The following is a 26,595-nucleotide window of genomic DNA, read 5'->3' on the forward strand; positions in this document are numbered from 1 at the left end:
CGAATGCAGGGTAGGTTGTCGGTCTTTTCCGAAGTGAGACCTCGCGGAAATATGAAGGCCCTGTGCGTTCGATGCCGGAGAAATCCCCGCTATTGCGCTCGAATGCCGCACTCAACACCCTTGACATCCCTGGCCACTTGACTCCCTACTGTTGCCTGCGCGTCGAAATTGACAACGTTGTCCCACGTGCAGGGAGGATGCCCTCGTATGCATCACAGATGGTGGGGTTCGGCGGCCGTCTCGGTGGCCGCCGTCGCTCTGGTGGCGGGCTCGCAGGGGGCGGCCGTCGCGCTGCCCGTCAAGGCACCCGCTCCGGCCGGGGAGTTCGCCTCCTCCTTCGAGGCGGGTGACCCGGCGCCGGACTGGCTGAACACCGTGGACACCGCGCCGGACGGCTCCAAGCGGGCCTCCGGTGTCGACGGGGGATACACCAGCGGTATCCCCGGCAATGTGGACGACCACGTCACGGACCTGCGGGCCAGCGGCGAGAACACCGGTGCGGGCGAGGTGAAGGAGAACCTCGTCGACGCCGAGTCCGGCACCAAGTGGCTCACCTTCGAGCCCACGGGCTGGGTCGAGTTCGATCTCGACAAACCGCTCAAAATAGTCACGTACGCGCTGACTTCGGCCAACGACCACGACGAGCGCGACCCGCAGGACTGGACGCTCCAGGGGTCGACCGACGGCAAGGACTGGAAGACCGTCGACACCCGCTCCGGCGAGTCGTTCTCCGCCCGCTTCCAGACCAAGTCGTACGACCTCGCCGAGCCCGCCGAGTACCAGCACTTCCGGCTGGACGTGAGCAAGAACAACGGCGGCGACATCCTGCAGCTCGCCGACGTCCAGTTCTCGACCGGTGGCTCCACCGCCCCGATCCCCGAGGACATGCTCTCGCTGGTCGACCGCGGGCCCAGCGGCTCCCCCACGGCCAAGGCGGCCGCCGGCTTCACCGGGACGCGGGCACTGCGGTACGCGGGCCGTCATACGGCGACGGGGCGGGCGTACTCGTACAACAAGGTCTTCGACGTGGACGTGGCCGTCGGCCGGGACACCGAGCTGTCGTACAGGATCTTCCCGCAGATGGCCGACGGCGATCTGGACTACGACGCCACGAACGTCTCCGTGGACCTCGCCTTCACCGACGGCACCTATCTCAGCGGCCTCGGCGCGACGGACTCGCACGGCTTCGCGCTCACCCCGCAGGGGCAGGGCGCGGCGAAGATCCTCTACGTCAACCAGTGGAACAACGTGCTCTCGCGGATCGGTTCGGTCGCGGCCGGGAAGACCGTCGACCGGATTCTCCTCGCCTACGACTCCCCCAGCGGGCCGGCGAAGTTCCGGGGCTGGCTGGACGACGTGAGCATCAGGTCGGTCGCGCCCGAGAAGCCGAAGGCACATCTGTCGGACTACGCGCTGACCACCCGGGGCACCAACTCCAGCGGCAGCTTCTCCCGCGGCAACAACTTCCCCGCGACCGCGCTGCCGCACGGCTTCAACTTCTGGACGCCGGTGACCAACTCGTCGTCGCTGAGCTGGCTCTACGACTACGCGCGGGCGAACAACGACGCCAACCTGCCGACGCTCCAGGCGCTCAGCCTGAGCCATGAGCCGAGCCCCTGGATGGGCGACCGGCAGACCTTCCAGGTGATGCCCTCGGCGGCTTCGGGAACGCCCAACACCGACCCGAACGCACGGGAGTTGGCCTTCAAGCACGAGAACGAGACGGCGCGCCCCTACTACTACGGCGTCACGTTCGAGAACGGCCTCAAGGCCGAGATGGCGCCGACCGACCACGCGGCCTCGCTGCGCTTCACCTACCCCGGCGACGACGCGAGCGTCATCTTCGACAACGTCACCGAGCAGGCGGGCCTGACCCTCGACAAGACCAACGGGACCGTCACCGGCTACTCGGACGTCAAGTCCGGTCTGTCCACGGGCGCCACCCGGCTCTTCGTGTACGGCGTCTTCGACGCGCCGGTCACGGACGGCTCCTCCTCCGGCGTCAAGGGCTATCTGCGGTTCAAGGCGGGCGCCGACCACACGGTCACCCTGCGCCTGGCCACCTCGCTGATCAGCGTCGACCAGGCGAAGGCCAACCTGAGCCAGGAGATCCCGGAGGGCACCTCCTTCGACACGGTCAAGGACCAGGCTCAGAAGGTGTGGGACAAGCTGCTCGGCAAGGTCGAGGTGGAGGGCGCGACCCCCGACCAGCTGACCACGCTCTACTCCAGCATGTACCGGCTGTACCTGTACCCCAACTCCGGCTTCGAGAAGGTCGGTTCGACCTACCAGTACGCCTCGCCGTTCTCCCCGATGCCGAGCCAGGACACCCCGACGCACACCGGCGCGAAGATCGTCGACGGCAAGGTGTACGTCAACAACGGCTTCTGGGACACCTATCGGACCACCTGGCCGGCGTACTCACTCCTGACGCCCGGTCAGGCGGGTGAGATGGTCGACGGGTTCGTGCAGCAGTACAAGGACGGCGGCTGGACCTCGCGCTGGTCCTCCCCCGGCTACGCGGACCTGATGACCGGTACCTCCTCGGACGTCGCGTTCGCGGACGCGTACGTCAAGGGCGTGCAGTTCGACGCCAAGTCGGCCTACGACGCGGCCGTGAAGAACGCCACCGTCGTCCCGCCCTCCTCGGGCGTCGGCCGCAAGGGCATGGCCACCTCGCCCTTCCTCGGCTACACCAGCACCGACACCGGCGAAGGCTTCTCCTGGGCCATGGAGGGCTACAACAACGACTACGGCATCGCGCAGATGGGCCTGGCCCTCTACAAGAAGACCGGGGAGAAGCGCTACAAGGAGGAGTCGGAGTACTTCCTCAACCGCGCCCAGGACTACGTGAACCTCTTCGACAAGCGGGCCGGGTTCTTCCAGGGCAGGGACGCCAAGGGCAACTGGCGGGTGGACTCGGCGAGTTACGACCCGAAGATCTGGGGTTACGACTACACGGAGACCGACGGCTGGGGCTACGCCTTCACCGCCCCGCAGGACAGCCGCGGCCTCGCCAACCTCTACGGCGGCCAGAAGTCCCTCGGCGACAAGCTCGACGAGTACTTCGCCACCCCGGAGAAGGCCTCGTCCGCGACCGTCGGCTCCTACGGCGGGGTCATCCACGAGATGACGGAGGCGCGGGACGTCCGGATGGGCCAGTACGGGCACTCCAACCAGGTCGCCCACCACGTCATCTACATGTACGACGCGGCCGGCGAGCCCTGGAAGGCGCAGAAGAACGTGCGCGAGGTCATGTCGCGCCTCTACACCGGCAGCGAGATCGGGCAGGGCTACCACGGCGACGAGGACAACGGCGAGCAGTCGGCCTGGTACCTCTTCTCCGCCCTCGGCTTCTACCCGCTGGTGATGGGCAGCGGCGACTACACCATCGGCTCCCCGCTGTTCACCAAGGCGACCGTCCACCTGGAGAACGGCAAGGACCTGGTCGTCAAGGCGCCGAAGAACAGCACGAAGAACGTCTACGTCCAGAGCCTGAAGGTCAACGGCAAGCCCTGGACGTCGACTTCGCTCCCGCACTCGCTGCTGGAGAAGGGCGGAGTGCTGGACTTCTCCATGGGCTCCAAGCCCTCGGCGTGGGGCAGCGGCAAGAACGCGGCGCCGGTGTCGATCACCAAGAACGACCAGGTGCCGACGCCCCGCAGCGACCAACTCACCGGTGACGGCGCCCTGTTCGACAACACGTCGGCCACGGCCGCGACGGTGACCTCGGTGGACCTGCCGGTCGCCAAGGCCACCAAGGGCATCCAGTACACGCTGACGTCGTCGGCGGACCACACGACGGCACCGACCGGCTGGACCCTCCAGGGCTCGACCGACGGCACCAAGTGGAAGACGCTCGACAAGCGCTCCGGCGAGTCCTTCACCTGGGACAAGCAGACGCGCGCGTTCTCGGTCAAGTCACCCGGCTCGTACGCCCATTACCGCCTGGTCCTGGACGGCTCCGCGACGCTCGCGGAGGTGGAGCTGCTCGCCTGAGGCACGGTCACGGCACGGGGAGGCGGGGCAGCAGTTTCCGCAACGCCTCCGCGTGCTGGTGAACCCGTCTGAGCACGCCTCTCCTGGTCGACGCGAAGACGGGGACGTCCTGGGCCGGACCGCACGCGGCGGCCTTGTACAGGTCGTCCAGCCAAGCCCCTTTCCCCCTGGTGCCGTCCGGCGCCAGGGGGATCAGTCGTGTCAGGACCTCTGACTCGGCGCCGCCCAGGAACCACACGCGCACCATCAGGTCGGCGCGCAGATAACGCAGGCCACCGTCTATGTCCTCCGGCGGCGCGAAGCCTTCGCCCTCGACCAGGAAAGCGAAGGCCGAACGCGCTTCGGCCCGGAACTCCTCGGGCAGCTGCGGCCGTTTACCCATCTGCGGATGCTCGCACGCACCGATGTGCCCCCGCCACCGGAACGGGCGAGGGCACACAGGGTGGACGTCAGTTCACCGCAAGGGTGAACACATGGAGATCCGGGTCGTCCGGAAGTGTCACGCTCTTGATGGTCTTGCCCGTGGGTGCCGCGAAGGGCTTGGTGGCGAACACATAGGTGACGACCGGGTCCTTGTCCGCACCCGCGACATTGCGGTACGCGGTCCTGGCGACGACCTCGTTGCCGTACTGCACGGTTCCGCCGCCTCCGCCGACCGTCCAGTCCGTGAAGGAAAGATCGATCACGTCCGTGCTGCCGTCGGTGTAGGTGACGGTGGCCTTCGTCTGCTGGTTGCCGTTGACCGCGCTGCCGACGAAGGACAAGGTGGCCGAGGGCTGCGGGAGTTGGACGGTCTGACCGGCCGCCGACACGTTGTCCGGCCGCCCGTTCGGCGAGTTCGGCCAGGTGAAGCCGAGCCCGTCCACCGTGCCCGTGCCGCCCGGGGTCAGCCCGGCCGCCGCGAGCGCCTGGAGGGAGTAGCTCCAGCCGCCCCCGTCGTAGTCCGCCTCGTCGTGCTCGCCGGTGTCGTCGGAGACGCCGGTGTTGTTGTAGGCGGCGAGCAGGGTGCCGGGCGCGGCGACCGTGAGGGACACCGGCTGCTCGTACGACGTGTCGCCCGAGGTGACGGTGACCTTCACGTCGTAGAAGCCCTGCTTGACGTCGTCGGCGGCCGTGAGGGTGATGTCCTGGGAGCCGTCGACGACCGTTCCCTGCGCGGGAGTTGCCGTGACTCCGGCAGGGGTCTCCACGCTGTAGCGGACCTCGGGTCCGGTGCCGCGGCTCAGGGACAGGGCCTTGATGTTGACCTTGGTCGTGTCGCCGGGCGCGAGGGTCGCGGCGGTCGGGCCGACGCCGATCTGGTACGGCTGTTCACCGGCGCGGAAGGACGGTGGGGCGTCGGCGGGGTCGCTGCCCCAGGTGCGGTTCGGGGTGGTGGAGAGGGTGTAGTCGAGGGTGCCGCCGTTCCTGACGATCGAGGAGGAGAGCCAAGGGCGGTCGCTGCTACGGCCGTTGACCTTCAGGGACTGGATGTACGGGGCGTCGGTCGCCGCGCCCTGCGCGTGGATGGAGATGTCGTTGCCGTGCGGGCGCTTGATCTCGATGCGCTCGAACAGCGGGGAGGCGAGGGTGAGTTCGGCGCGGGAGGGGACCTGGGGGTACATGCCGAGCGCGGAGAAGACGTACCAGGACGACATCTCGCCGAGGTCGTCGTTGCCGGGGATGCCGGCCGGGTCGGTCGTCCAGAGCCGCTTCATGGCCGCCCTGACCGTCTCCTGGGTCTTGTAGGGCGCTCCTGCGTAGTCGTAGAGGTAGGGGACGTTGACGGACGGCTCGTTGTCCAGCTCCGACTTGTCGCCGCCGCTCCCGGTGAAGGCCCAACTCCCGTCCGCCTCGTGGAAGAAGGAGTCGAGGCGGGCGAGGGCCTTGTCCGTGCCGCCCATCGCCGCGAACAGACCGGCCGGGTTGTGCTGGACCATCCAGGTGTACTGGGCGGCCGTGCCCTCGACGAAGCCGTTGCCGGTGCCCGGGGTGAAGCCGGTGACCCAGCTGCCGTCCGCCTTGCGGTTGGCGATGTAGCCGCCGGTGGGGTCGGCCGCGATGTTGAAGTTGTTCTGCCACCACTGGGCGCGCTTGGCGAAGTCGGCCGCCGTGCTCTTCTTCCCCGCCGCCGTGGCGAGCTGGGAGAGCGCGAAGTCCGCCGTGGACATCTCCAGCGTCTCGGCCGCGCCGCCCCAGGCGTTGGAGACGGACGGCATGTAGTGCAGGTTCAAGTACTTGTCCAGGGACGGGCGTTGGCCCACCGAGAGCACGGGCTTGCCGGACGAGGACAGGTCCTGCGCGGTCGGTACGGTCGCCGCCCGGACCAGGGAAGCGAGGGCTCCCTTCAGGTCGAAGTCCGTGCCGCCGAAGGCGCGGATGCCGGCCAGGGCGGTGGGCGAGGGGTCGCCGTTCATGACGTGCGTGCCGCTCGCGCCGTGCAGCCAGCGGTCCCAGATCCCGCCGTTCTGCCGGGCGAGTTCGTAGAGGGACTGGGCGATGTCCGAGCCGGTGCGGGGGTTGAGGAGGGTGAGGAGCTGGACCTGGGAGCGGTAGATGTCCCAGCCGGAGAAGGTGCCGTACTGCGCTTGATGCCCCCGCCCGACCTTGTGCACCTTGCCGTCACTGCCGGTGTATCTGCGGTCGGCGTCGCTGATGACGTTCGGGTGCAGGAGGGAGTGGTAGAGCGCGGTGTAGAAGGTGGTGCGCTCGGTGTCGGTGCCCCCGCCGACCTTGATCGCGCCGAGCTGGTCGCGCCAGGCTCGGTGGGCCGCGTCCTCGACGGCGTCGAAGGAGCGCTTCGGCGGGTTCTCCGCCGCGAGGTTGGCCTCGGCGCCGGCCCGACTGACGTACGAGATACCGACCTTGACGCCGACCGGTCCGGTGCCGGGCTCGAACTCGACGTAGCCGCCCGCGCCCTTGCCGGCGGTGGGACGGCCGCCGTTGGTGAAGCCGCCCGTGCCGCCGGTCGCGCTCGTCGAACCCGGGGTCAGCTTGTCGTCCTGCCAGGTGCCGGTGGTCTTGAAGGCGCGGTCGAAGGTGGCCGTGAAGTACAGGGTGTAGTAGGCGCGTTGGCCTTCGGGGTCGAGGTAGCCGCAGAAGTTGCCGGAGGTGACCGAGCCGGAGACCGTGCGGGTCGCCGGGTCGATGGTGACCGACGAATCGGTGGAGCCCACCTCGGAGTTGGCGGTGCGGATCAGGAGGGAGGCCGGCTTGTCGGCCGGGTAGGTGAAGCGGCCGGAGCCGGTGCGGGCCGTCGCGGTGAGGTCGGCCGTGACACCGGACGCGAGGCCGACCTTGTAGTGGCCGGGCTCGGCGGTCTCGGCGGTGTGGCTGAAGTCGGAGGCGTAGACGGCGTCCTTGGTGTCGCTCGCCGGGGACGAGGTGACCTCACCGGCGTACGGGAAGAACGGGATGTCGCCGCTGCCGCCCGCGCAGCCCGTGCCGGACATGTGGGTGAGGCTGAACCCGCGGATGCGGGTGGCGTCGTACTGGTAGCCGCCGGGTGCGGCCGTGCTCGTCGCGCTGCCTCTGGTGTTCTCCGGGCTCCAGGAGAGCATGCCGAAGGGCACGACGGCGCCCGGGAAGACATTGCCGCCGTTCTTGGTGCCGATCAGCGGATCGACGTAGGCGCTGGGGTCCTTGACGAGTTGCGGTGGGGCGGTGGTGGCCGCCAGGGCGGGGGTGGCGCCGCCGACCGCGAGTGCGGCGGCGAGCAACAGGGACGTGGGACGGAAACGCATGACGCGGCCCCTCCTCCTTCGGACGGGTCGCGCACCACAGGTCGCACAAGCCGCAGGGACAGTAACGTGCGCCACCCGTACCACGGAAGAGCGCGTGGGCCGGCGAGGGCGCGCGATGCGGCCACTCGGACGGCGTCCGCAGGCCAACTGGGTTGACATCGTTGTCCGTTGAGGCGGTAGAGTCGTATGCAGACCATTTGACAACGTTGTCGCATCACAGTGTCGCCCCAAGCCACGCACCACCCGGGTGGGCTCACCCCCATCGCCCATCCGGCTCGCGGACCCGGTGGCCCCCGTCCACCGGGTCCGCCCCGAGCGCAGGCTCAACCGATCTGGCAGGGAAGGGCAGTTGCCGGGTCACCTCCGTCGCCGTTCACGACATAGCCGAAGGTGGTGCTCTGCCCCGGACTCAGTGAGCCGTTCCAGTCGGCGTTGTGGACCATCACGTCCTGGCCGCTGTAGGTCGCGTTGCCGTTCCAGAGGCTGGCGACCGACTGGCCGCCGGGGAGCGTCCAGTTGACCATCCAGCCGAGCATCGGGACGTCGCCGGAGTTGGTGACGGTCACCTCGGACTGGTAGCCGCCGGGCCAGCTGCCCGTCGTACGGCGGGTGGCCGAACACACCCCGGGTACCGGGTCGGTGGGGTTGCCCGGGTCGTGAATACCTGTCACTTCTCCGTTGCCGCCGTCGAATACGACGTCCGAGCAGGAGTAGAAGGTCTCGGTGCTGTCCGAGCGCTGCCACACCATGTAGATGATGTGCCGCCCCGACTTGTTCGCCGGAAGCTGCCCGGTCCAGGAGTAGTTGGCCTCGACGGTGCCCGGAGTGCCGTTGAGCGGCGGGTGGTCGACCGTGAGGAACGGGGTGTCCTCCATGTCGTCCCAGGTGAGTGCCTTCGTCGGGTCGAAGCCGTCCTTGGTGATGTAGACGTAGAACCAACCCGGGTGCGCCGCCCAGGCGTTGTACGAGAAGTCGACCGTCGCGCCCGAGGTGAGATGCGTGAGGGGCCAGTCGTCGCGCGGGAGGTTGAAACCGGTGAAGTTGGGGTTGCCGCCGCTGCACAACTGGCCGTCGGGCACGAAGCCGCGGGTGCGGCCGGCGCCGTCGGAGCGCAGGACGGAGAACCAGTTGTAGAACGGCGTTGTGCCACTGACCTGTTGGGCCGCCTTGCAGGCCGGGTTGATGGGTTTGATCTCGCCGGTGGTGGTCAGCGCGTCCTGCCAGCAGAGGAAGGTGCGACTGCCGGGCTTCATGGGGGTGCCGTGGGCCTGCGCGGTGCCGCCGGTGGCGAGGATCAGGGCCAGGGCGGGGAGGGTGGTGAGCAGCGCCAGGAGGGTGAGGAAGAGGGCCCTGCTCCGGGTGGGCAGGGGTAATCGGGACAGGCGGAACGGAGATCTCGTTTTTGTCATATGCATGACAGATCTACCTCTGTGTGGGGTGCCTTCGCTCGCGGGTCATGGATGGGAGCGCGGGGCGGAAGCGGCCCCGACTCCGGCGGGTTCCGGTCCGCCGGCGCCTGCTGGGAGCGCTCCCACCCCGCACCCCAGTGAAGCTAGCGCGGACCGGGGCGGCTGTAAACGTCGCGGTACGGCTGGACCGTTCCAGAAGCGGCCCGGCGCCGGTCCGCGGGCACCGGGCCCCGCAAAGATGCCGGAAGCCGGAAGCCGTATCGGCAGCCGCCCGGTCGCGGTGGCGCGACGAGGTGCGGCCCGGCGGCGGCCGGGCCGCGATGACCGTCGCAACGGCGTCCCTACCGCATCCCAGCGGCTTCGCGACAGCCCAGGTCACAGAGGCACCACCGTCCCGTCCTCCCAAGGCGCCGGGAACTCCTTGGCTGCCGGCCGGCCGCGGCGACAACCTGGTGCCGCCAAGCCGTCGGCGCCTGACCACGCCGTCGGCCGGCACACGGCCAATGACTCGGCACCACTTCGCGGCGGGAGACGACACTCGCCCCGAACACACGGGAGGAATCATGAAGAAGCGCGGCATCGCCGCCCTCGTCTCCGGCCTCGCGGTCGCGGCCCTGGGGTTCACACCCGGCACGGCCAACGCCTCGGACAACCAACCGCTCAGCGCCAGCACCACGGGCGCGTCCGTCTCGCTCACCGTCGACTGGACCGGATCGGAGTCCTTCACCCTGCGCAACGTGAAGCTCAGCGACACCTCCTGCGACGCTCACCCGGTGTTCTTCTACGTCACCGTGCCGGGCTTCCAGTTCCCGAACCACTGGAACACCAGCGGGTGCGGCACCACGACCACTTGGAGCGCCCTGCCGGGCAGTCTGGACGGCGGCATCCACAGCCTCGGGGTGACGGTCTGCCGCGACACGACCTTCGACAACTGCAGCACGTCCGGCACGTCGCTCAACCCCTACGACTGACCGCCCGACGGCAGGCGCCGTCGACGGCCTGCACCGGCGGCCCGGACGACCTCCGGGCCGCCGGGTCCCGGGGTCGACCACGGTGCGGGACGGACGGGGTGCGGGACGGACGGGGTGCGGGACGGACAGGCGTCCGGCATCGTGGCGGGGTTGTCCCCGGACGCCGCTCAACTCCCGGTCTGCGCAACGTGATCCCGGCGAAGTGAACCCTCCCGACCTCGTTTGGCCGACGGAGGTGCCGGAGGCGGGCGAACCGGGCACCCTGGCCGTATTCCTGCACCTGCACCTGCGCCTGCTCCTGTCGGGCGCCTGGCGGTCAGGCGAAGGACGGCCGACGAGCGGCGGCCCACGTGGGCCAGTCCGGCCTCGGACACGGACGTTTGGGCCAAGGCCGGGATCATGGTCCGCGACGACATCACCCAACCCACCACGTCCTCGGGCTACTTGGCCCTGGTCGCGACCCCTGGCAACGGCTGTCTGCTCGACTGGGACAGCGACGGCGACGGAAAGCTGGACTCGCAGGACTCCACCGGTACCGCCGTCTATCCGTCGTGGGTGAAGCTGGTCCGCGACGGCACGACCTACAGCGGCTACTACTCCACCGACGACGTCACCTGGAACCTGGTCGGCACCGTCGACGTCCCGACCGCCGCGGCCACCCAGGACGTCGGCCCGACCCAGCCCTCGCACGCCTCGGGCACCACGGGCGAGGCCGACTTCGACTCGTTCACGACCGCTCCGTAGGGGTCGGTCAGCGGTCGGTCAGCGATCGGTCGCGGATGCGCGCTCGTACGGCGGCTAGACCGGCGCCGTACGGGCGCGTATCTGTGTTTCGGCGGGCGGGAGTTCGGCCGCCGGGAGTTCGATGGTGAACTCGGTGCGGCCGGGGACGCTGGTGACGTCGATCCGGCCGCCGTGTGCGCTCGTGATCGCCGTCGCGATGGCCAGGCCGAGGCCGGAGCCGCCCTCCTTGCCGCCAGAGCGGGCGCGGGAGGCGTCGGCACGGGTGAAGCGTTCGAAGACCGTGGGCAGCAGGGCCGGGGGGATGCCGGGGCCGTCGTCGCGCACCCTGATGACGACGGTACGGTCGGCCGTGGCCTCGACGCTCGCCGTGACCGTCGTGCCGACAGGGGTGTGCATCCGCGCGTTGACCAGCAGGTTGGCCAACACCTGGTGCAGGCGGGCCTCGTCGCCGATCACCAGGGCGGGGGCGTCGAGGGACAGTTGGAGCTGCCACTCGTGGCCGCTGCCCGCCGCGCGCGCGTCCCACACCGCCTCGGCGAGCAGGGCCGCGAGGTCCACCTCGGCGGACTGCAGCGGCCGGCCCTCGTCGAGCCGGGCGAGCAGCAGCAGGTCCTCCACCAGGCCCGTCATCCGTGCCGACTCGGCGGTGACCCGGCGCCAGGCGAGCCCGGGTTCGATGCGGTCGGTGCCGCGGTTCATCAGCTCGGCGTAGCCCGCGATCGAGGCCAGCGGGGTGCGGAGTTCGTGGCTGGCGTCGGCGAGGAAGCGGCGCATGCGTTCCTCGCTGCGGCGCATCTGCTCCTCGCTGCGCTGGCGTTCGGCGAGCGAGGACTCGACGTGGTCGATCATGCGGTTGAGCGCGGCGCCGACCTGGCCTGCCTCGCTGCCCGGGTCGGTGTCCCGCTCGGGCACCCGGGTCAGCGCGGTGACCTCGCCGCGGCCCAGCGGTGAGCGGGAGACCTCGACGGCGGTGGCGGCGACCCGGCCGAGCGGCCGCAGCTGCCGTCGTATGACCACCGCGCACAGACAGCCCGCCGCGGTCAGTCCGACGAGGGCGACGCCCGCCTCGACCGCCACCAGACGGCTGATCATGTGCTGTACGTCGTCCATCGGGAGCCCGGTGAGGACGCGGACGCCATCGGTGTCGAGGGCCGTGAGCCGGTAGGTGCCGAGGCCGGGCACGGACCGGGTGTGCTTCGCGCTGTCGGCGGTGATGCCCGCGAGGGCCGTGCGCTGGGCGGCGGTGAGGTTCTGGGGCGGGGCGTCCTGCCTGACGACGGCCGCGGCGATGATCTTGCCGTTGGTGTCGAACCGTGCGGCGAGCGTCCCGACGGCGTGGCCGTTCTCCATGAGGAACCCGAGGTCCCCGGCGGAGCCCGTGTGATGTGCGGCCCCGCCCAGGCTCCGCTGGACCGCGTCACCGACCCGGTTGTCCAAGTCGCCGAGCAGATAGGCGCGTTGGACCAAGGCGGTGGTGAGGGACATCGCGGCGCAGACCACCACCAGGGTGGCGCTGACGAAGAGCAGCAGCCGGGTGCGGAGTGAACGGCCGTGCAGGCGGCCTCGGTTGCGGGTCAGGAGGTTCATCTGCCGTCCTCCACGGGCCGTATGGCGTATCCCATCCCCCGCACGGTGTGGATCATCGGCGCGCGGCCCCGGTCTATCTTCCGGCGGAGGCTGGAGATGTAGACCTCGACGAGGTTGCCGCCGCCGTCGAAGGAGGTGCTCCACACGTGGTCGAGGATCTGGGCCTTGCTCAGCACCTGGCGGGGATGGTCGAGGAGCAGGGTGAGCAGGTCGAACTCCTTGGCGGTGAGCTGGATCGGCTCACCGGCGCGGCGCAGTTCGCGGGTCTCGCCGGAGAGTGCGAGATCGCCGAGGACCCGTACCGAGTCGTCGGTCGGGAGCCGTTCGCTGCCCGCCCGGCGCAGCAGTCCGCGCAGCCGCAGCACGACCTCCTCCAGGGAGAAGGGCTTGGTGACGTAGTCGTCGGCGCCCGCCTCCAGACCGTCGAGGCGGTGCTCGATCGCGTCGCGGGCGGTGAGCATGAGGACGGGCAGTCTCGGGTTCTCGTAGCGCAGCCGGCGCAGCACCTGTACGCCGTCCAGGTCGGGCAGCATGCCGTCGAGGACGACGGCGTGCGGGGCGCAGCCGCGGGCGATCCGCAGCGCGCTGTGCCCGTCCGGCGCGGGGTAGGGCCGCCAGCCGGCCTCGGTGACCGCGACGGAGAGCAGCTCGGTGAGCGCGGGCTCGTCGTCGACGATGAGCACGCGGACGCGGCTGCTGCGGGACCCGGTGGTGCCAGTCATGTCCGGATTCTGTCCCGGTCCGCTGAGGGAATCCTGTGTTCCACCTGAGGCGCAGCCGTGCGAGCGGCCGGGTGTGCGGGGCGGGCGAGGGGCGACGGCCCTGGTCCGCCGCCTGGTGTTTCCTCCAACTTCCTTGGCCGAAGGGGGCGTTGGCACTCTCCGGCCACGTCATTCCCTTGAGCCGCCCGCGCCCCGGCACTCACTCTGATGGCTGGCTTCCGCTCACCGTGCGGAAGCGTTTCCGCGTTCAGGGGAGGACGTCCACCCATGCGAAGACTCCACGCCCTGTGGGCCGTGGCCGGAGTTGCCGGACTGCTCGCGGGGGCCATCGCGCCCGCGACGGCCGCCGCCGGTTCCACGGACTCCACCCACCCCACGGGCCCGAGCACCGCCCCACCGCAGACCGTCACCCTCATCACCGGCGACACCGTGACCCTCACCGCAGGACCGGACGGCAAGAACGCCGTCGACGTCCGGCGCGGCAAGGGCCGCGAGGCCGCCACCTTCCTGTCCAGCGAGAAGAACGGCGAGATCAGCGTCCTGCCGGCGGACGCCGTCCCGCTGATCAAGGCGGGCCGCCTCGACCCGGCCCTGTTCAACGTCACCCAGCTGGTCAAGCAGGGGTACACGGACGCGAAAACCGGCTCCACTCCGGTCATCGCGACCTACGGCAAGGGCGCCGAGACCCCCGAGGGCACGCGCCGGACGCTGGCGTTGCCCGGGATCGACGGCGCCGCGCTCAGCGCGAAGAAGTCCACGGCGTTCTGGTCGGACATCGCCCCGGCACTCGGCACCGCGCCCACCGCGAAGGCGGCGAAGCAGCTCGGCGACGGCATCGACAAGATCTGGCTGGACGCCAAGGTGAAGGCGTCCCTCGACGTCAGCGTGCCGCAGATCGGCGCACCCGAGGTGTGGAAGGCGGGCTACGACGGCACGGGCGTCGAGGTCGCGGTCCTGGACACGGGCGTGGACACCGGGCACCCGGACCTGGCCGGGAAGATCGCCGGCTCGGAGAGCTTCGTACCGGACGAGACGATCCAGGACGGCTTCGGCCACGGCACTCATGTGGCGTCCACGATCGTCGGCTCGGGCGCGGCCTCGGGCGGCCGGTACAAGGGCGTGGCGCCGGGCGCGAAGCTGCTGGTCGGCAAGGTGCTGGACAACACGGGCAGCGGCCAGGCCTCCTGGATCATCGCGGGCATGGAGTGGGCGGCGGACTCCGGCGCGAAGATCGTCTCGATGTCGTTGGGCGGTACGGCGTACGGTCCCTCCGACGTGCTCAGTGAGACCGTCGACCAACTGTCCGCCTCCACCGGCGCGTTGTTCGTGATCGCGGCCGGCAACGCGGGCCCGGGCGAGCAGACCGTGGGCACCCCGGGCATCGCCGACTCGGCGCTGACGGTGGGCGCGGTCGACAAGTCGGACCAGCTGGCCTCGTTCTCCAGCCGGGGCCCGCGACTCGGTGACTCGGCGGTCAAGCCGGAGATCACCGCGCCGGGCGTGAACATCACCGCGGCCCGCGCCGCCGGCACCACCATGGGTACGCCGGTCGACGACAACTACACGACGGCCAGCGGTACTTCGATGGCCACCCCGCATGTCGCGGGCGCCGCGGCGCTGGTCGTGCAGGCCCATCCGGACTGGACCGGCGAGCAGATCAAGGAAGCGCTGGCCAGTACGGCGAAGACGAACACCGTCAACTCCGTGTTCGAGCAGGGCGACGGCCGGGTCGACGCGGTACGGGCGGTCGAGCAGGACGTCTTCGCGACCTCGACGCTGAGCTTCGGCAGGTTCGAGGACGGTGACAACGGTGTCGTCGGCAAGGACATCACGTACACCAACACCACTGACAGTCCGGTGGAGTTGAAGCTCTCTTCGTCGCTCGCCGACCTGACTCTGAGCGCGGACACTCTGACCGTGCCCGCACGGGGCACCGCCACCGTCTCCGTCGGCGTCGACCCGACGCAGGTGACCGAGGGCCGGTACACGGGCCATGTCACGGCGACCGCCGCCGGCGGCATCCAGGTCACCACGGGCGTCGGCTTCGAGAAGGCGCCGAAGACCTACGACCTCAAGGTCTCGATCGTGGACCGCGAGGGCAGACCGTCCACCGGGGCGTCGCTCTACATCCTCCAGGAGCTGAACGGCGCCTACGACGACGAGTACGGCTTCCTCGGCACCGGCGCGACCTGGCAGGTGCCGGCCGGCACCTACTCCATCGCGACCTGGATCCCGGACCGGGACGGGGCCGGTCTGGCCGTGGGCACGTCGGTCGTCGGCAACCCCGAGATCAAGGTCGACGGCGACACCGCGGTCGTCCTGGACGCCCGCAAGGCGGTGGAGATCAAGCCGCAGACCAAGGAGGACTCCGAGTTCCAGGGCTTCAGCACCAGTTGGCACCGGGAGGGGCCGGGCAGCGCCTGGGGACTCACCTACAGCCAGGGTTTCTGGACCGACCACGTCTACGTGGCGCCGACCCAGCCGGTCACCGTGGGCACCCTGAACTTCTACGCCAAGTTCCGGCTGTACGCGAAGGAGTTGACGGCGAGCGTCACCAGCCCGGAGAAGACCTCGCTGTCGTCGCTCTACTACTCCCAGACGTACAACGACTTCCCGTTGAAGATCAGCGGTGACCACACGGTACGGGCCGTGGACGCGGGCGGCGGTACCGCGGCCGACTTCGCGGGGCTCGACGTCAAGGGCAAGGTCGCGGTGGTCGGGATCGGCGCCACCGAGCGGGCACAGAGCGCGCTGGACAACGCGACCAAGGCCGGGGCGGGTTACCTCATCGTCTACCGCAAGACGCCGGGCTTCTGGATCGAGGCCGTGGACCGGGCGACCACCGTCCCGCTGATGATCGCCACCGGCGAGCAGGGCGCCGGACTGGCCGCCCTGCTGAAGACCGGCAAGAAGGTCACGCTGAAGCTGAGCGGCACACCGGTCAGCCCGTACGTCTACAACCTGCTCGCCGCGCAGAGCGGCGCCATCACCGCGAACCATACCTACCGCCTGGACAAGTCCAACACCGTGAAACGGCACGCCCGTTACTACGGTGGCACGGCCGGCGAGATGGGCGCGGACACTCTGTACACCTTCCGCCCCTGGCAGCGCGTCGGCGTCGAGACCAGCGTGCCCACGCAGCTGGGCACGGAACGCGACGAGTACTACTACGTCGACCCGGACACCCGCACCTGGCATGTCGTCTACCCCAACTGGAAGGCGTACCGGGGCGAGTGGAGCCCGCTGCGGACCTTCACCGAGGCGGGCACCGAGCCCACCGAGAACTGGCTGCGCCAGGTCCTCCGGCCGGGCAGCAGCGAGGAGTACGGCCTCTCGACCCGCACCGGCGACAAACTCGCCTTCTCCGTAACGGAGTTGAACGACTCCTCGCCGGGTCACTACGGATACATCGACACCGTCGACACCACCGCGCAGGGCAGGCTCTACGCGGACGGGCAGTTCGTCGGCGACTCGACGCGCGGCGGGTACGGCGTCTTCGACGTCCCGGCGGCCACGTCCTCGTACCGCTTCGAGCTGGACGTACAGCGCAAGGCGGCCTGGGCCGCGTACTCCACGAGCACGCACACCGAGTGGACCTTCGCCTCGGCGCACACCGACACCGCGACGGCACTGCCGCTGCTGACCGTCGGCATCGCCCCGAAGGACCTCGACCTCCTCAACCGGGCCGACGCCAAGCGGGAGTTGACGGTCGGGCTGCCGGTCGCGAACCAGTCGGGGAGCGTCCGGGCGAGCAGCCTGAAGGCCTGGGTCTCCTACGACGACGGCGCGTCCTGGAAGGAGGTGAGTGTCAAGAAGGGCGAGGCACGGTTCAGGCCCGCGAAGGGCGCCACGTCGGTGTCGCTGCGCGTGCGGGCCACCGACCGCGACGGCAACGCGATCGACCAGACCGTACTGCGGGCGTTCGGCCTGAAGTGACCTGAAGTGAGCGGATGGGCCGAGCCACTGTAAGGATTCTTAACAAAGAACCCTTACCGTGGCGAGCCATGGTGAACGCTGCACAAGATCCTGCACGACAGACCCCTGCCGCGAGCCCCTGGGCCGCGGTGGGGGTCTCCGCCTTCGACGAGCGGGTGTACCAGTCGATTCTCCATCAGCCCGACGCCGGCGCGGACGGCTGGGCGCTGATGGCCCGGGCGACCCCGGCCGAGCTGCGCGAGTCCTGCGACCGGCTGCTCGCGCTGGGACTGCTCCAACCGCCGGACTCCATGGGCGGGTTACGCGCGGTCGATCCGCGGGTGGCGATCCGTGCGCTGATCCGGCGGCGCGAGACGGAGTCCGAACTGGTCGCCGCAACCGCCGAGGAGATGGCCACCGCGTACGAAGCGGGGCTGCTGCGCGAGGAACCGTCCCGGCTGATCGAGGTCGCCTCCGGCGAGGGCGCCATCGCGGCCCGTCTGGAGGAGATGTACGCCCGCGCGGAGCACGAGGTGTGCCTTTTCGACACTCCGCCGTACCTCGCCCCGCCCGCACCGCAGGTGGACCTCCAGGCCGATCTCCTCAAGCGCGGAATCGTCTCGCGCGGCATCTACTCGGCGACCGCCCTGGAGGATCCGAACACCCTGTCCCGTGCCTGGAACATGGTCGAACTCGGCGAGCAGGCAAGGGTGTTGCCGTCCGTGCCGCTCAAGTTGCTGGTGGTCGACGGACGCCGGGCGCTGCTCCCGCTGACCTCGTCGGCGGCGGGCGGCTACTGCGCCGTCGTCGTATGGCACTCGGCGGTGACCGAGGGCCTGCAGAAACTCTTCGAACTGGCCTGGCAGCAGGCGACCCCGCTCGGCCGGCCCGGAGGGAACGGCGAACTCTCCGAGGACGAGCAGGCGTTGACGCGGCTGCTGGCTGCCGGGCTGAAGGACGAGGCGGTCGCCCGTCATCTGGGGATCAGCCTGCGCACGCTGCGGCGGCGGGTGAGCGACCTTCAGGAACGGCTCGGGGCGGCGAGCCGCTTCCAGCTCGGGCTGCGGGCCGCTCAGCGCGGCTGGCTGTAGCGGAACGGCGGAGGGCCGCACCCCCGTCACCGGGGATGCGGCCCTCGACTGCCGTACCGGGTCCGCTAGTTGCGGATCAGGTTGCGCAGCACGTACTGGAGAATGCCGCCGTTGCGGTAGTAGTCGGCCTCGCCGGGGGTGTCGATGCGGACGACCGCGTCGAACTCCACACCGGTGTCGGTGGTGACCTTGACCGTGCTCGGGGTGGTGCCGTCGTTCAGCTCGGTGATGCCCGCGACGGAGAAGGACTCCTCGCCGGTCAGACCGAGGGTCTCGGCGGACTGGCCCGCCGGGTACTGGAGCGGGATGACGCCCATGCCGATGAGGTTCGAGCGGTGGATGCGCTCGTAGGACTCGGCGATGACGGCCTTGACGCCGAGGAGCGCGGTGCCCTTGGCGGCCCAGTCGCGGGACGAGCCGGAGCCGTACTCCTTGCCGGCCAGGATGACCAGCGGGATGCCCTGCTCGATGTAGTTGCGCGAGGCGTCGTAGATGAAGGAGACGGGGGCGTCGGCCTGCGTGAAGTCACGCGTGAAGCCGCCCTCGGTGCCCGGCGCGACCTGGTTGCGCAGGCGGATGTTGGCGAAGGTGCCGCGGATCATGACCTCGTGGTTGCCCCGGCGCGAGCCGTAGGAGTTGAAGTCACGCCGCTCGATGCCGTGCTCGGTGAGGTACTTGCCGGCCGGGGTGTCGGCCTTGATGGCACCGGCGGGCGAGATGTGGTCGGTGGTGACCGAGTCGCCGAGCTTGGCGAGCACGCGGGCGCCGGCGATGTCCGAGACCGGGGTGGTCTCCATCGTCATGCCCTCGAAGTACGGGGGCTTGCGGACGTAGGTCGACTGCGCGTCCCACTCGAAGGTGTTGCCCTCCGGGATGGGCAGCGCCTGCCACTGGGCGTCGCCCGCGAAGACGTCGGCGTAGGACTTGTTGAACATGTCCTCGCCGATGGCGTTCGCCACGACGTCGTTGACCTCGGCCTCGGAGGGCCAGATGTCCTCCAGGTAGACCGGCTTGCCGTCCTGGTCGGTGCCGAGGGCGGCGGTGGTGATGTCGATCTTCATGGAGCCGGCGAGGGCGTACGCGACGACCAGCGGCGGGGACGCCAGGTAGTTCATCTTGACGTCCGGGTTGATCCGGCCCTCGAAGTTGCGGTTGCCGGAGAGCACCGAAGTGACGGCCAGGTCATGGTCGTTGACGGCCTTGGAGACCTCCTCCGGCAGCGGGCCGGAGTTGCCGATGCAGGTGGTGCAGCCGTAGCCGACGAGGTTGAAGCCGACCTTGTCGAGGTAGGGGGTGAGCCCCGCCTTGTCGAAGTAGTCGGTGACGACCTTGGAGCCCGGGGCGAGGGTGGTCTTGACCCACGGCTTGCGGGTGAGACCCTTCTCGACCGCCTTCTTGGCCACCAGCGCGGCGGCGACCATGACGTACGGGTTCGAGGTGTTGGTGCAGGAGGTGATGGCCGCGACGGTGACCGCGCCGTGGTCGAGCTCGTAGGTCGAGCCGTCGGGGGCCGTGACGGTGACCGGGTTCGACGGGACGCCGTTGGTGGCGGCCGGGGAGTCGGAGGCCGGGAAGGACTCCTTGCCCGCCTCGTCGTCGTCGGCGACGTAGTTGCGTACGTCGCTCTTGAACTGCTCGGCGGCGTTCGCGAGGACGATGCGGTCCTGCGGGCGCTTGGGGCCGGCGATCGAGGGGACGACCGTGGCGAGGTCGAGCTCCAGCTTCTCGGAGAAGTCGGGCTCGGCGGCCGGGTCGAGCCAGAGGCCCTGCTCCTTGGCGTACGCCGCGACGAGCGCGACCTGCTGCTCGTCGCGGCCGGTCAGGCGCAGGTACTTCAGGGTCTCGTCGTCGATCGGGAAGATCGCGGCGGTGGAACCGAACTCCGGCGACATGTTGCCGATGGTGGCGCGGTTCGCGAGGGAGGTGGCGGCGACGCCCTCGCCGTAGAACTCGACGAACTTGCCGACCACGCCGTGCTTGCGGAGCATCTCGGTGATGGTCAGCACGAGGTCGGTGGCGGTGGTGCCCGGGGTCAGCTCGCCGGTCAGCTTGAAGCCGACGACGCGCGGGATGAGCATCGAGACCGGCTGGCCGAGCATCGCGGCCTCGGCCTCGATGCCGCCGACGCCCCAGCCCAGCACACCGAGGCCGTTGACCATCGTGGTGTGCGAGTCGGTGCCGACGAGGGTGTCGGGGTACGCCTGGCCGTTGCGCACCATGACCGTGCGGGCGAGGTGCTCGATGTTGACCTGGTGGACGATGCCGGTGCCCGGCGGGACGACCTTGAACTCGTCGAACGCGGTCTGGCCCCAGCGCAGGAACTGGTAGCGCTCGCGGTTGCGGCCGTACTCCAGCTCGACGTTCTGCGCGAAGGCCTCGTGGGTGCCGAACTTGTCGGCGATGACGGAGTGGTCGATGACCAGCTCGGCCGGGGCCAGCGGGTTGATCTTCGCCGGGTCGCCGCCCAGCTCCTTGACGGCCTCACGCATGGTCGCGAGGTCCACCACGCAGGGCACGCCGGTGAAGTCCTGCATGATCACACGGGCCGGCGTGAACTGGATCTCCTGCGACGGCTGGGCCTGCGAGTCCCAGGTGCCGAGGGCGCGGATGTGGTCGGCGGTGATGTTCGCGCCGTCCTCGGTGCGGAGCAGGTTCTCCAGCAGGACCTTAAGGCTGTAGGGGAGCCGGGCCGAGCCCTCCACCTTGTCCAGGCGGAAGATCTCGTACGACTCGTCGCCCACCTGCAGCGTGCTGCGGGCGTCGAAGCTGTTCGCCGACACGACAGTCTCCTTCATTGATGTGCGCGTTCCCACCGCATCCTGCCGCTACGACGCCTTGGCCGATCCGCTAAGGTAAGGCTAAGTTAGGCAAGCCTTACCGCTGGATCGGCGGAGTGTGCGGCTGCGGTGCACCTCGGCAGATATCTCGATGTCGAGATAACTCTAGTACACGGGGGCGGATTGGTCATGCCCGGCCGCCCCCACCCCCTCACAACCGGACGATCCCGTTCGCCCCCCGACTCTTGTCGAACGTGCGCACGATTCAGCAGAGGTCTCGGGAGATGCCTGTACGGCTCCGCACGAGGGGGTACTTCGTCCAGGATTTCGAGACGGTCCCTGCTCGCACACTCCGGAACGACGGCCGTCGGCGCGATGGTCGGCGGCGCGGCGACGGCACAGCCGGCCCAGGCCGCGGAGGCCGCCACGGACACCACGGCGGCCGACTTCCCCAAGGGAACGCTCTTCGCAGGGACGGCCCTCCTGGGCGTCAACCCGGAGAATCCCCGGTTCGCGATCAAGTTCAGCGTCGCCGCGAGCGAGGCACCGCCGGCGGCCAACGACATCACCCCCGCGGAGATCGCCGACCCGCTCAACGACTTCGCCGCCTCCCGGGGCCGGCAGTCGTTCACCTCCTACGGCACCCCGGCGCCCGCTCCCCTGAACTGACGCCATATCCCCGGGACTTCGGGGTACCCGGTGCGGGACGAAAGGGGGGCGGGCATGCCGCTCACGTTCCGCAAGAGTTTCCGGATCCTTCCCTGGCTCCGACTGAACATCAACAAGGGGTCCATGTCGTTCACGACAGGGGGCAAGCGCGGCCCGCGGTACACGCGCAGCACTTCGGGACGTCGTACGACATCGATGGATTTGCCCGGGCCTTTCGGGTGGCGCAAGACTCGCACCAAGAAGGACGACTGACCGGGCGTCACCCGAACGGCCCCCCTGAGAGGCGCCATCTCATATCTGAGATAACCTCGGCCCCATGGCAGACGACTACCTCGTACGTATCGGCAAGCTCATCCGTGACGCCCGCCAGCACCGGGGCTGGACACAGACGCAGCTTGCCGAGGCACTCGGCACCAGTCAGAGCGCCGTCAACCGCATCGAGCGCGGCAACCAAAACATCAGCCTTGAGATGATCGCTCGAATCGGTGAAGCGCTGGACAGTGAAATCGTCTCACTGGGCTATGCCGGCCCGATGCATCTGCGGGTCGTCGGCGGTCGCCGGCTCTCCGGCGCCATCGACGTGAAGACCAGCAAGAACGCGTGCGTGGCACTGCTGTGCGCCTCGCTCCTCAACAAGGGGCGCACAGTGCTGCGCCGGGTCGCGCGGATCGAGGAGGTGTACCGCCTTCTGGAGGTACTCGGCTCGATCGGCGTCCGCACCCGCTGGATCAACGACGGCGTCGACCTGGAGATCGTGCCGCCGGCCGAGCTGGAGATGGACTCGATCGACGCGGAGGCGGCCCGCCGCACCCGCTCGATCATCATGTTCCTCGGCCCGCTGCTGCACCGCATGGACAGCTTCAAGCTGCCGTACGCGGGCGGCTGCGACCTCGGCACCCGCACCATCGAGCCGCACATGATCGCGCTGCGCCGCTTCGGGCTCGACATCGCCGCCACCGAGGGGCTGTACCACGCGCAGGTCGACCGCTCCGTCACCCTCGACCGGCCGATCGTGCTGACCGAGCGCGGCGACACCGTGACCGAGAACGCGCTGCTGGCCGCCGCCCGCCACGACGGCACCACGGTCATCCGCAACGCGTCCTCCAACTACATGGTCCAGGACCTCTGCTTCTTCCTGGAGGCGCTCGGCGTACGGGTCGAGGGCATCGGCACCACCACCCTCACCGTGCACGGCGTGCCGACCATCGACGTCGACGTCGACTACTCCCCCTCCGAGGACCCGGTCGAGGCGATGAGCCTGCTGGCCGCGGCCGTGGTGACGGAGTCGGAACTGACGGTACGACGCGTCCCCATCGAGTTCCTGGAGATCGAGCTCGCGGTCCTGGAGGAGATGGGCCTCGACCACGACCGCACGCCCGAGTACGTCGCGGACAACGGCCGTACGCGCCTGGTGGACCTCACGGTCCGGCCCTCCAAGCTGGAGGCGCCGATCGACAAGATCCACCCGATGCCGTTCCCCGGCCTGAACATCGACAACGTCCCGTTCTTCGCGGCGATCGCGGCCGTCGCGCAGGGCCAGACCCTCATCCACGACTGGGTCTACGACAACCGCGCGATCTACCTCACCGACCTCAACCGCCTCGGCGGACGCCTCCAACTCCTCGACCCGCACCGCGTGTTGGTCGAGGGCCCGACCCGCTGGCGCGCCGCCGAGATGATGTGCCCGCCGGCCCTGCGCCCGGCCGTGGTCGTCCTGCTGGCGATGATGGCGGCGGAGGGCACGTCCGTACTGCGGAACGTGTACGTCATCAACCGGGGTTACGAGGACCTGGCGGAGCGGCTCAACTCGGTCGGCGCTCAGATCGAGATCTTCCGGGACATCTAGGCGGGAAGCGTCCACGCTGCCGCCGTGCCCCCACGGGTGCGGCGGCAGCGCCGGTCTCCGTCAGCGGGTGCTCCACTTCTGGTTGTCCTGGCCGTTGCAGTCCCAGAGCTGGAGCCGGGTGCCGTTGGCGGTTCCCTGGTCCTTGACGTCCACGCACTTGTTGGCCTGCGGATTGACCAGGTCGTTGCTGGAGTTGAGGCGGAACTGCTGGGCCGGGTTGCCGCTGCACACCGCGATCTGGATCACCGCGCCGTTCGCCGACGAACCCCAGGCGACGTCCATGCACAGGCCCATCGAGCGGATCGTGCCGTCCGAACGGAAGTCCCACTTCTGCCAGTTCTTGCCGGTGCAGCTGCTGATCTGCAACGGCGAACCGTCGGCGCCCTTGTGACCCACCATCTCGATGCACTTGTTGGAGGCGTGGCTGTAGATGGTGGTGCCCGGGGCGGCGACCACCGTCTTGGTGGCGGTGACCTTGGTCGTGGTGGTCTTCTTCGAACTCCCGCCGGAGGACGCCTTCTTCGGGGCCTCGGCGGAACTGCCCGCGATCACCCCGGCACCAGAGCCGGCACCGGCGGCTGCCGCTCCCGCGCCGTTCTTCACCGTGTTGTTCTTGCCGCCGGTCGTGTGCGAGGGGGTCGGCTTCGGCGAGGTCGGGTCCGGGCTGGCCGAACCGTAGGCGCCGGCACCGCTGTCCGTCGTCGCACCGTTCAGCACGGTGCCGGCGTCGGCCACTTGGTCCGACGGCTTCGAGTCCGAGCTCGACCTGCCGAGCAGCCCGGAGACCAGGAACGGCACGCCGATCAGCAGAGCACCGGCTATCGCGGCTCCGGCGAGGAGGCCTCGGGAGGGGCGGCCGAAGGCGGGGGCCGCGGCGGCGGTGTCCTCGCCGGTCCCGGAGCCGACTCCAACTCCGTCGCCGGATTCGGCCGTTGCCGCTCCGGCCAGGGCCTCGGGACCCGGGTCGGGGTCGGCGTGGGTGTCGGGTGCCGCTTCGGGGGTGGCACCTTCGTCAGTGCCTACGGCGGCTTCCGCGGTGGGGAGTTGGGCCGCGGCGGTGGGCTGCGACGGGGGCGTGAGGGCCGCTGTCGCCTTCGCCGCGGTCTCCGGGGCGCCGGTGCCGGCGGCCGTCGTCTCGCCGCTGGTCTGCGGGAGGACCACTTCGGTCTCGGGGGCGCCGCCCACGGTGGTGTCCGGGGCCTGAGTGGGCTCCGCCCCGCCCGTCGCTGCCTGGTGCTGCGGGCTGTTCTTGCCGGACATGCTGTTCCTTCCAGAAACGTGATCGGGTGACGACCGGTCAGTCGTCGTCCGGGACGGGCGGGTTGACCGAGAACCGGTTGCCGTCAAAGTACAAGGTCAGCGGGGTGCCGTCGGCCGGGCCGAAGCGTCGGGTGCGGTCGTCGGGGCCGAGCACCAGGACCGGCCGTCCGGTGTCCCGTGCGACCAGGGCAGCGAGGGTGGACACATAGACGTCGCTGTCCGGTCGGGCCAACACCAGGGCGAGGCGCGCGGCGTCGTCCAGTCCGGCCTCCGCGACGGTCACCATGCCGTTCTGGAGGATCGACTGGGCTCGCAACTCCTCTGTGAGAGCGCCGATTTCAGCCAGCGCGTCGGTCCCGACCAAGGTGTCCGGAGCGGGGAGCGCCACGTCGTCGGGGGCGCCGTTGGCCACGACGTCGGCCCGGGCCCAGGCGAGGAGGGCGGTGTGGGGATCGCGGGTTCGGGTCCAGGCGACGGCGGAGCCGGTGGTGCGGGAGCCTTCACCACGGCGGCCGTTCGCGCCGTCGTCACCTTCGTCCACGTCGCTGTCCTCGTCGTCCGACTCCTCTTCGTCCGACTCCTCTTCGCCGGACTCGCTCGCGTATTCCAAGCCGTCTTCGTCCACGTCGTCCCCGGGCCGGCCGCGTTGCCCGTGCCGGCCTGCCTGATCGCCCTCGCCGCCCTCGCCGTCCTGGTCGTCCTGGTCGTCCTCAGGTTCCTCGCCGGTCCCGTTCCCAGCGCTGCCCTGCTGGAACTCCGGTTGCTGGTGCGCTGCTTGAGGGTCGCCTTCGGGTTCTTCCTGCGGGTCCGAGAGCCGCATCCGCAGGTCCACGTCCCGGTCCCGGCCGCCCACGGTCACCCTGATCCGGAAACCCGGACTCCCGCGCAGATGCGGCAGGTTGAGCACCAGCGTCTCCTCACTCGCCACCGTCCGCAGCTGCTCCCGCACCGGGTGTGTGTCCGCCGCGTCCCCCAGCCCGAGCGCCGTCATCACCTGCTGGTGCAGCCCGCTGACGACCTCGGCCGAGAGGGGTTCGAGGAGCACCAGGCCCACGTTGCCGTCCCGTTGGGAGCCGTAGTCGAGGACGAACGCCGAAGACGGCGCCGCTACGGGGGCGTTGGAGGTGGGCCAGGTGAGGGGGGTGTCGGTGGGGATGGGTGTGGTGTCGGGGTCGCGGACCGGCGTCGTCTCGTCCTGGCCTGCGTGGTCGTGGAGTCGGGGGCCGGTCGCGGTGACGTTCTCGATGGTGCGGAGGTAGCGGTGCGGGATGTGGACGGGGGTCTGGGTGGTGGCCATGACGCCGGTGGTGTGGACGGTGGTGCTGTTCGGGTGGTTGCGGAGGAGGAAGTCGTTGTCGCGCTGTTCGTCGGGCAGGCCGAGGTAGTGCAGGACCTCGTGGAGAAGGTCCTCGTCGGAATGGTTGGCGTCGAGGTGGAGTTGGTCGGCCCGGTCCGGGTTCGCGGTGTTGGTGAGGGTGATCGCCTCGGGGTGCGCGGGATCGGAGATCAGGTTGAGGTTGATGTGGAGCTGGTCGCCTGAACCGGGCAGCGCCAGGCCCGAGTTGAGATGTGTGTCCAGCAGGCCGGTGATCCGGTCCTGCAACTGCCCGCTGAGGGAAGGGTCGTCGGTGTTGACCGGAAGGTTCAGCGTGTAGTCCCGTACCCACTGCCCGTTGGGCGCCTGGATACGACGGACCTGCGTACGGACGAGAGTCGTCGCACCGCTGAGGACCCCGGGGCGGGGCGAGTTGGACTGCTCCGCGTGCGCGTCGAAACGTTCGGTGCTGTGAACGGCGGGACGGGCATGCGGGCGCAGTCCGTGCCAGGAGTCCTTCGGAGCGGGGTCGGCGACACGGGACGCGGGACGGTCCTCGTCGGCGTCG

15 protein-coding genes and 1 pseudogene are annotated in these 26,595 nt (G+C 69.7%); 8 read left to right on the top strand and 8 right to left on the bottom strand.

Annotated elements, in window-relative coordinates:
• Positions 1-207: 207 nt before the first annotated feature.
• Positions 208-3,999, top strand: a complete 3,792-nt coding sequence (locus tag ACWDEW_RS17445) for a GH92 family glycosyl hydrolase (RefSeq protein WP_450513766.1) — start codon at positions 208-210, stop codon at positions 3,997-3,999.
• Positions 4,000-4,006: 7 nt separating this feature from the next.
• On the opposite strand, the gene ACWDEW_RS17450 is transcribed toward ACWDEW_RS17445, so the two are convergent.
• The 3 genes from ACWDEW_RS17450 to ACWDEW_RS17460 form a co-directional block, all read right to left on the bottom strand.
• Positions 4,007-4,381 carry a hypothetical protein gene (locus ACWDEW_RS17450; RefSeq protein ID WP_450513768.1) on the bottom strand — a complete coding sequence of 125 codons (375 nt, stop codon included), beginning with the start codon at positions 4,379-4,381 and terminating at the stop codon, positions 4,007-4,009.
• A gap of 67 nt (positions 4,382-4,448) precedes the next feature.
• On the bottom strand, positions 4,449-7,721 hold the full coding sequence (locus ACWDEW_RS17455; protein WP_450513770.1) for a GH92 family glycosyl hydrolase: 3,273 nt from the start codon (positions 7,719-7,721) through the stop codon (positions 4,449-4,451).
• Between the two features lie 323 nt (positions 7,722-8,044).
• On the bottom strand, positions 8,045-9,130 hold the full coding sequence (locus ACWDEW_RS17460) for a lytic polysaccharide monooxygenase auxiliary activity family 9 protein (protein WP_450513772.1): 1,086 nt from the start codon (positions 9,128-9,130) through the stop codon (positions 8,045-8,047).
• Between the two features lie 563 nt (positions 9,131-9,693).
• Between ACWDEW_RS17460 and ACWDEW_RS17465 the strand changes: the two genes are divergently transcribed.
• Together ACWDEW_RS17465 and ACWDEW_RS17470 are read left to right on the top strand one after the other, a co-directional pair.
• Positions 9,694-10,101 (top strand): hypothetical protein, encoded by a 408-nt coding sequence (locus ACWDEW_RS17465; RefSeq protein ID WP_450513774.1) that lies wholly within the window; start codon positions 9,694-9,696, stop codon positions 10,099-10,101.
• 399 nt (positions 10,102-10,500) lie between these two features.
• A complete protein-coding gene (locus ACWDEW_RS17470) occupies positions 10,501-10,845 on the top strand; it encodes a hypothetical protein (protein ID WP_450513776.1) in 345 nt (114 codons plus the stop codon).
• Between the two features lie 54 nt (positions 10,846-10,899).
• Here the strand turns inward: ACWDEW_RS17470 and ACWDEW_RS17475 are convergent, their stop codons facing one another.
• A complete protein-coding gene (locus tag ACWDEW_RS17475; RefSeq protein ID WP_450513777.1) occupies positions 10,900-12,432 on the bottom strand; it encodes a sensor histidine kinase in 1,533 nt (510 codons plus the stop codon).
• The gene (locus ACWDEW_RS17480; RefSeq protein WP_450513779.1) at positions 12,429-13,154 is read right to left on the bottom strand and encodes a response regulator transcription factor; all 726 of its coding nucleotides are present in this window, start codon (positions 13,152-13,154) and stop codon (positions 12,429-12,431) included. The genes ACWDEW_RS17475 and ACWDEW_RS17480 overlap by 4 nt, the downstream gene beginning before the upstream one ends.
• A gap of 267 nt (positions 13,155-13,421) precedes the next feature.
• On the opposite strand from ACWDEW_RS17480, the gene ACWDEW_RS17485 reads away from it, so the two are divergent.
• Together ACWDEW_RS17485 and ACWDEW_RS17490 are read left to right on the top strand one after the other, a co-directional pair.
• Positions 13,422-17,090, top strand: a complete 3,669-nt coding sequence (locus tag ACWDEW_RS17485) for a S8 family serine peptidase (protein WP_450513781.1) — start codon at positions 13,422-13,424, stop codon at positions 17,088-17,090.
• Positions 17,091-17,158: 68 nt separating this feature from the next.
• The gene (locus tag ACWDEW_RS17490) at positions 17,159-18,160 is read left to right on the top strand and encodes a response regulator transcription factor (RefSeq protein ID WP_450513783.1); all 1,002 of its coding nucleotides are present in this window, start codon (positions 17,159-17,161) and stop codon (positions 18,158-18,160) included.
• A 65-nt stretch (positions 18,161-18,225) separates the two neighbouring features.
• Here ACWDEW_RS17490 and acnA read toward each other — a convergent pair whose 3' ends face one another.
• Complete coding sequence (gene acnA / locus ACWDEW_RS17495) at positions 18,226-20,940, bottom strand: aconitate hydratase AcnA (protein WP_450513785.1); 2,715 nt, start codon at positions 20,938-20,940, stop codon at positions 18,226-18,228.
• A gap of 372 nt (positions 20,941-21,312) precedes the next feature.
• Between acnA and ACWDEW_RS17500 the strand changes: the two genes are divergently transcribed.
• The 3 genes from ACWDEW_RS17500 to ACWDEW_RS17510 all read left to right on the top strand — a co-directional run bounded on the left by ACWDEW_RS17500 (position 21,313) and on the right by ACWDEW_RS17510 (position 23,452).
• Positions 21,313-21,606, top strand: a complete 294-nt coding sequence (locus ACWDEW_RS17500) for a hypothetical protein (RefSeq protein WP_450513787.1) — start codon at positions 21,313-21,315, stop codon at positions 21,604-21,606.
• 54 nt (positions 21,607-21,660) lie between these two features.
• Positions 21,661-21,858, top strand: coding sequence for a DUF4236 domain-containing protein (locus ACWDEW_RS17505; RefSeq protein WP_078532723.1), 198 nt, complete (start codon positions 21,661-21,663; stop codon positions 21,856-21,858).
• A gap of 64 nt (positions 21,859-21,922) precedes the next feature.
• The gene (locus ACWDEW_RS17510; protein ID WP_450513789.1) at positions 21,923-23,452 is read left to right on the top strand and encodes a helix-turn-helix domain-containing protein; all 1,530 of its coding nucleotides are present in this window, start codon (positions 21,923-21,925) and stop codon (positions 23,450-23,452) included.
• Between the two features lie 60 nt (positions 23,453-23,512).
• Here ACWDEW_RS17510 and ACWDEW_RS17515 read toward each other — a convergent pair whose 3' ends face one another.
• Both ACWDEW_RS17515 and ACWDEW_RS17520 read right to left on the bottom strand, forming a co-directional pair.
• Complete coding sequence (locus ACWDEW_RS17515) at positions 23,513-24,712, bottom strand: ricin-type beta-trefoil lectin domain protein (protein ID WP_450513791.1); 1,200 nt, start codon at positions 24,710-24,712, stop codon at positions 23,513-23,515.
• Between the two features lie 37 nt (positions 24,713-24,749).
• Positions 24,750-26,595, bottom strand: a pseudogene (locus ACWDEW_RS17520) (hypothetical protein); the annotation flags it as partial.

Source organism: Streptomyces sp. NPDC001100 (assembly GCF_053598575.1).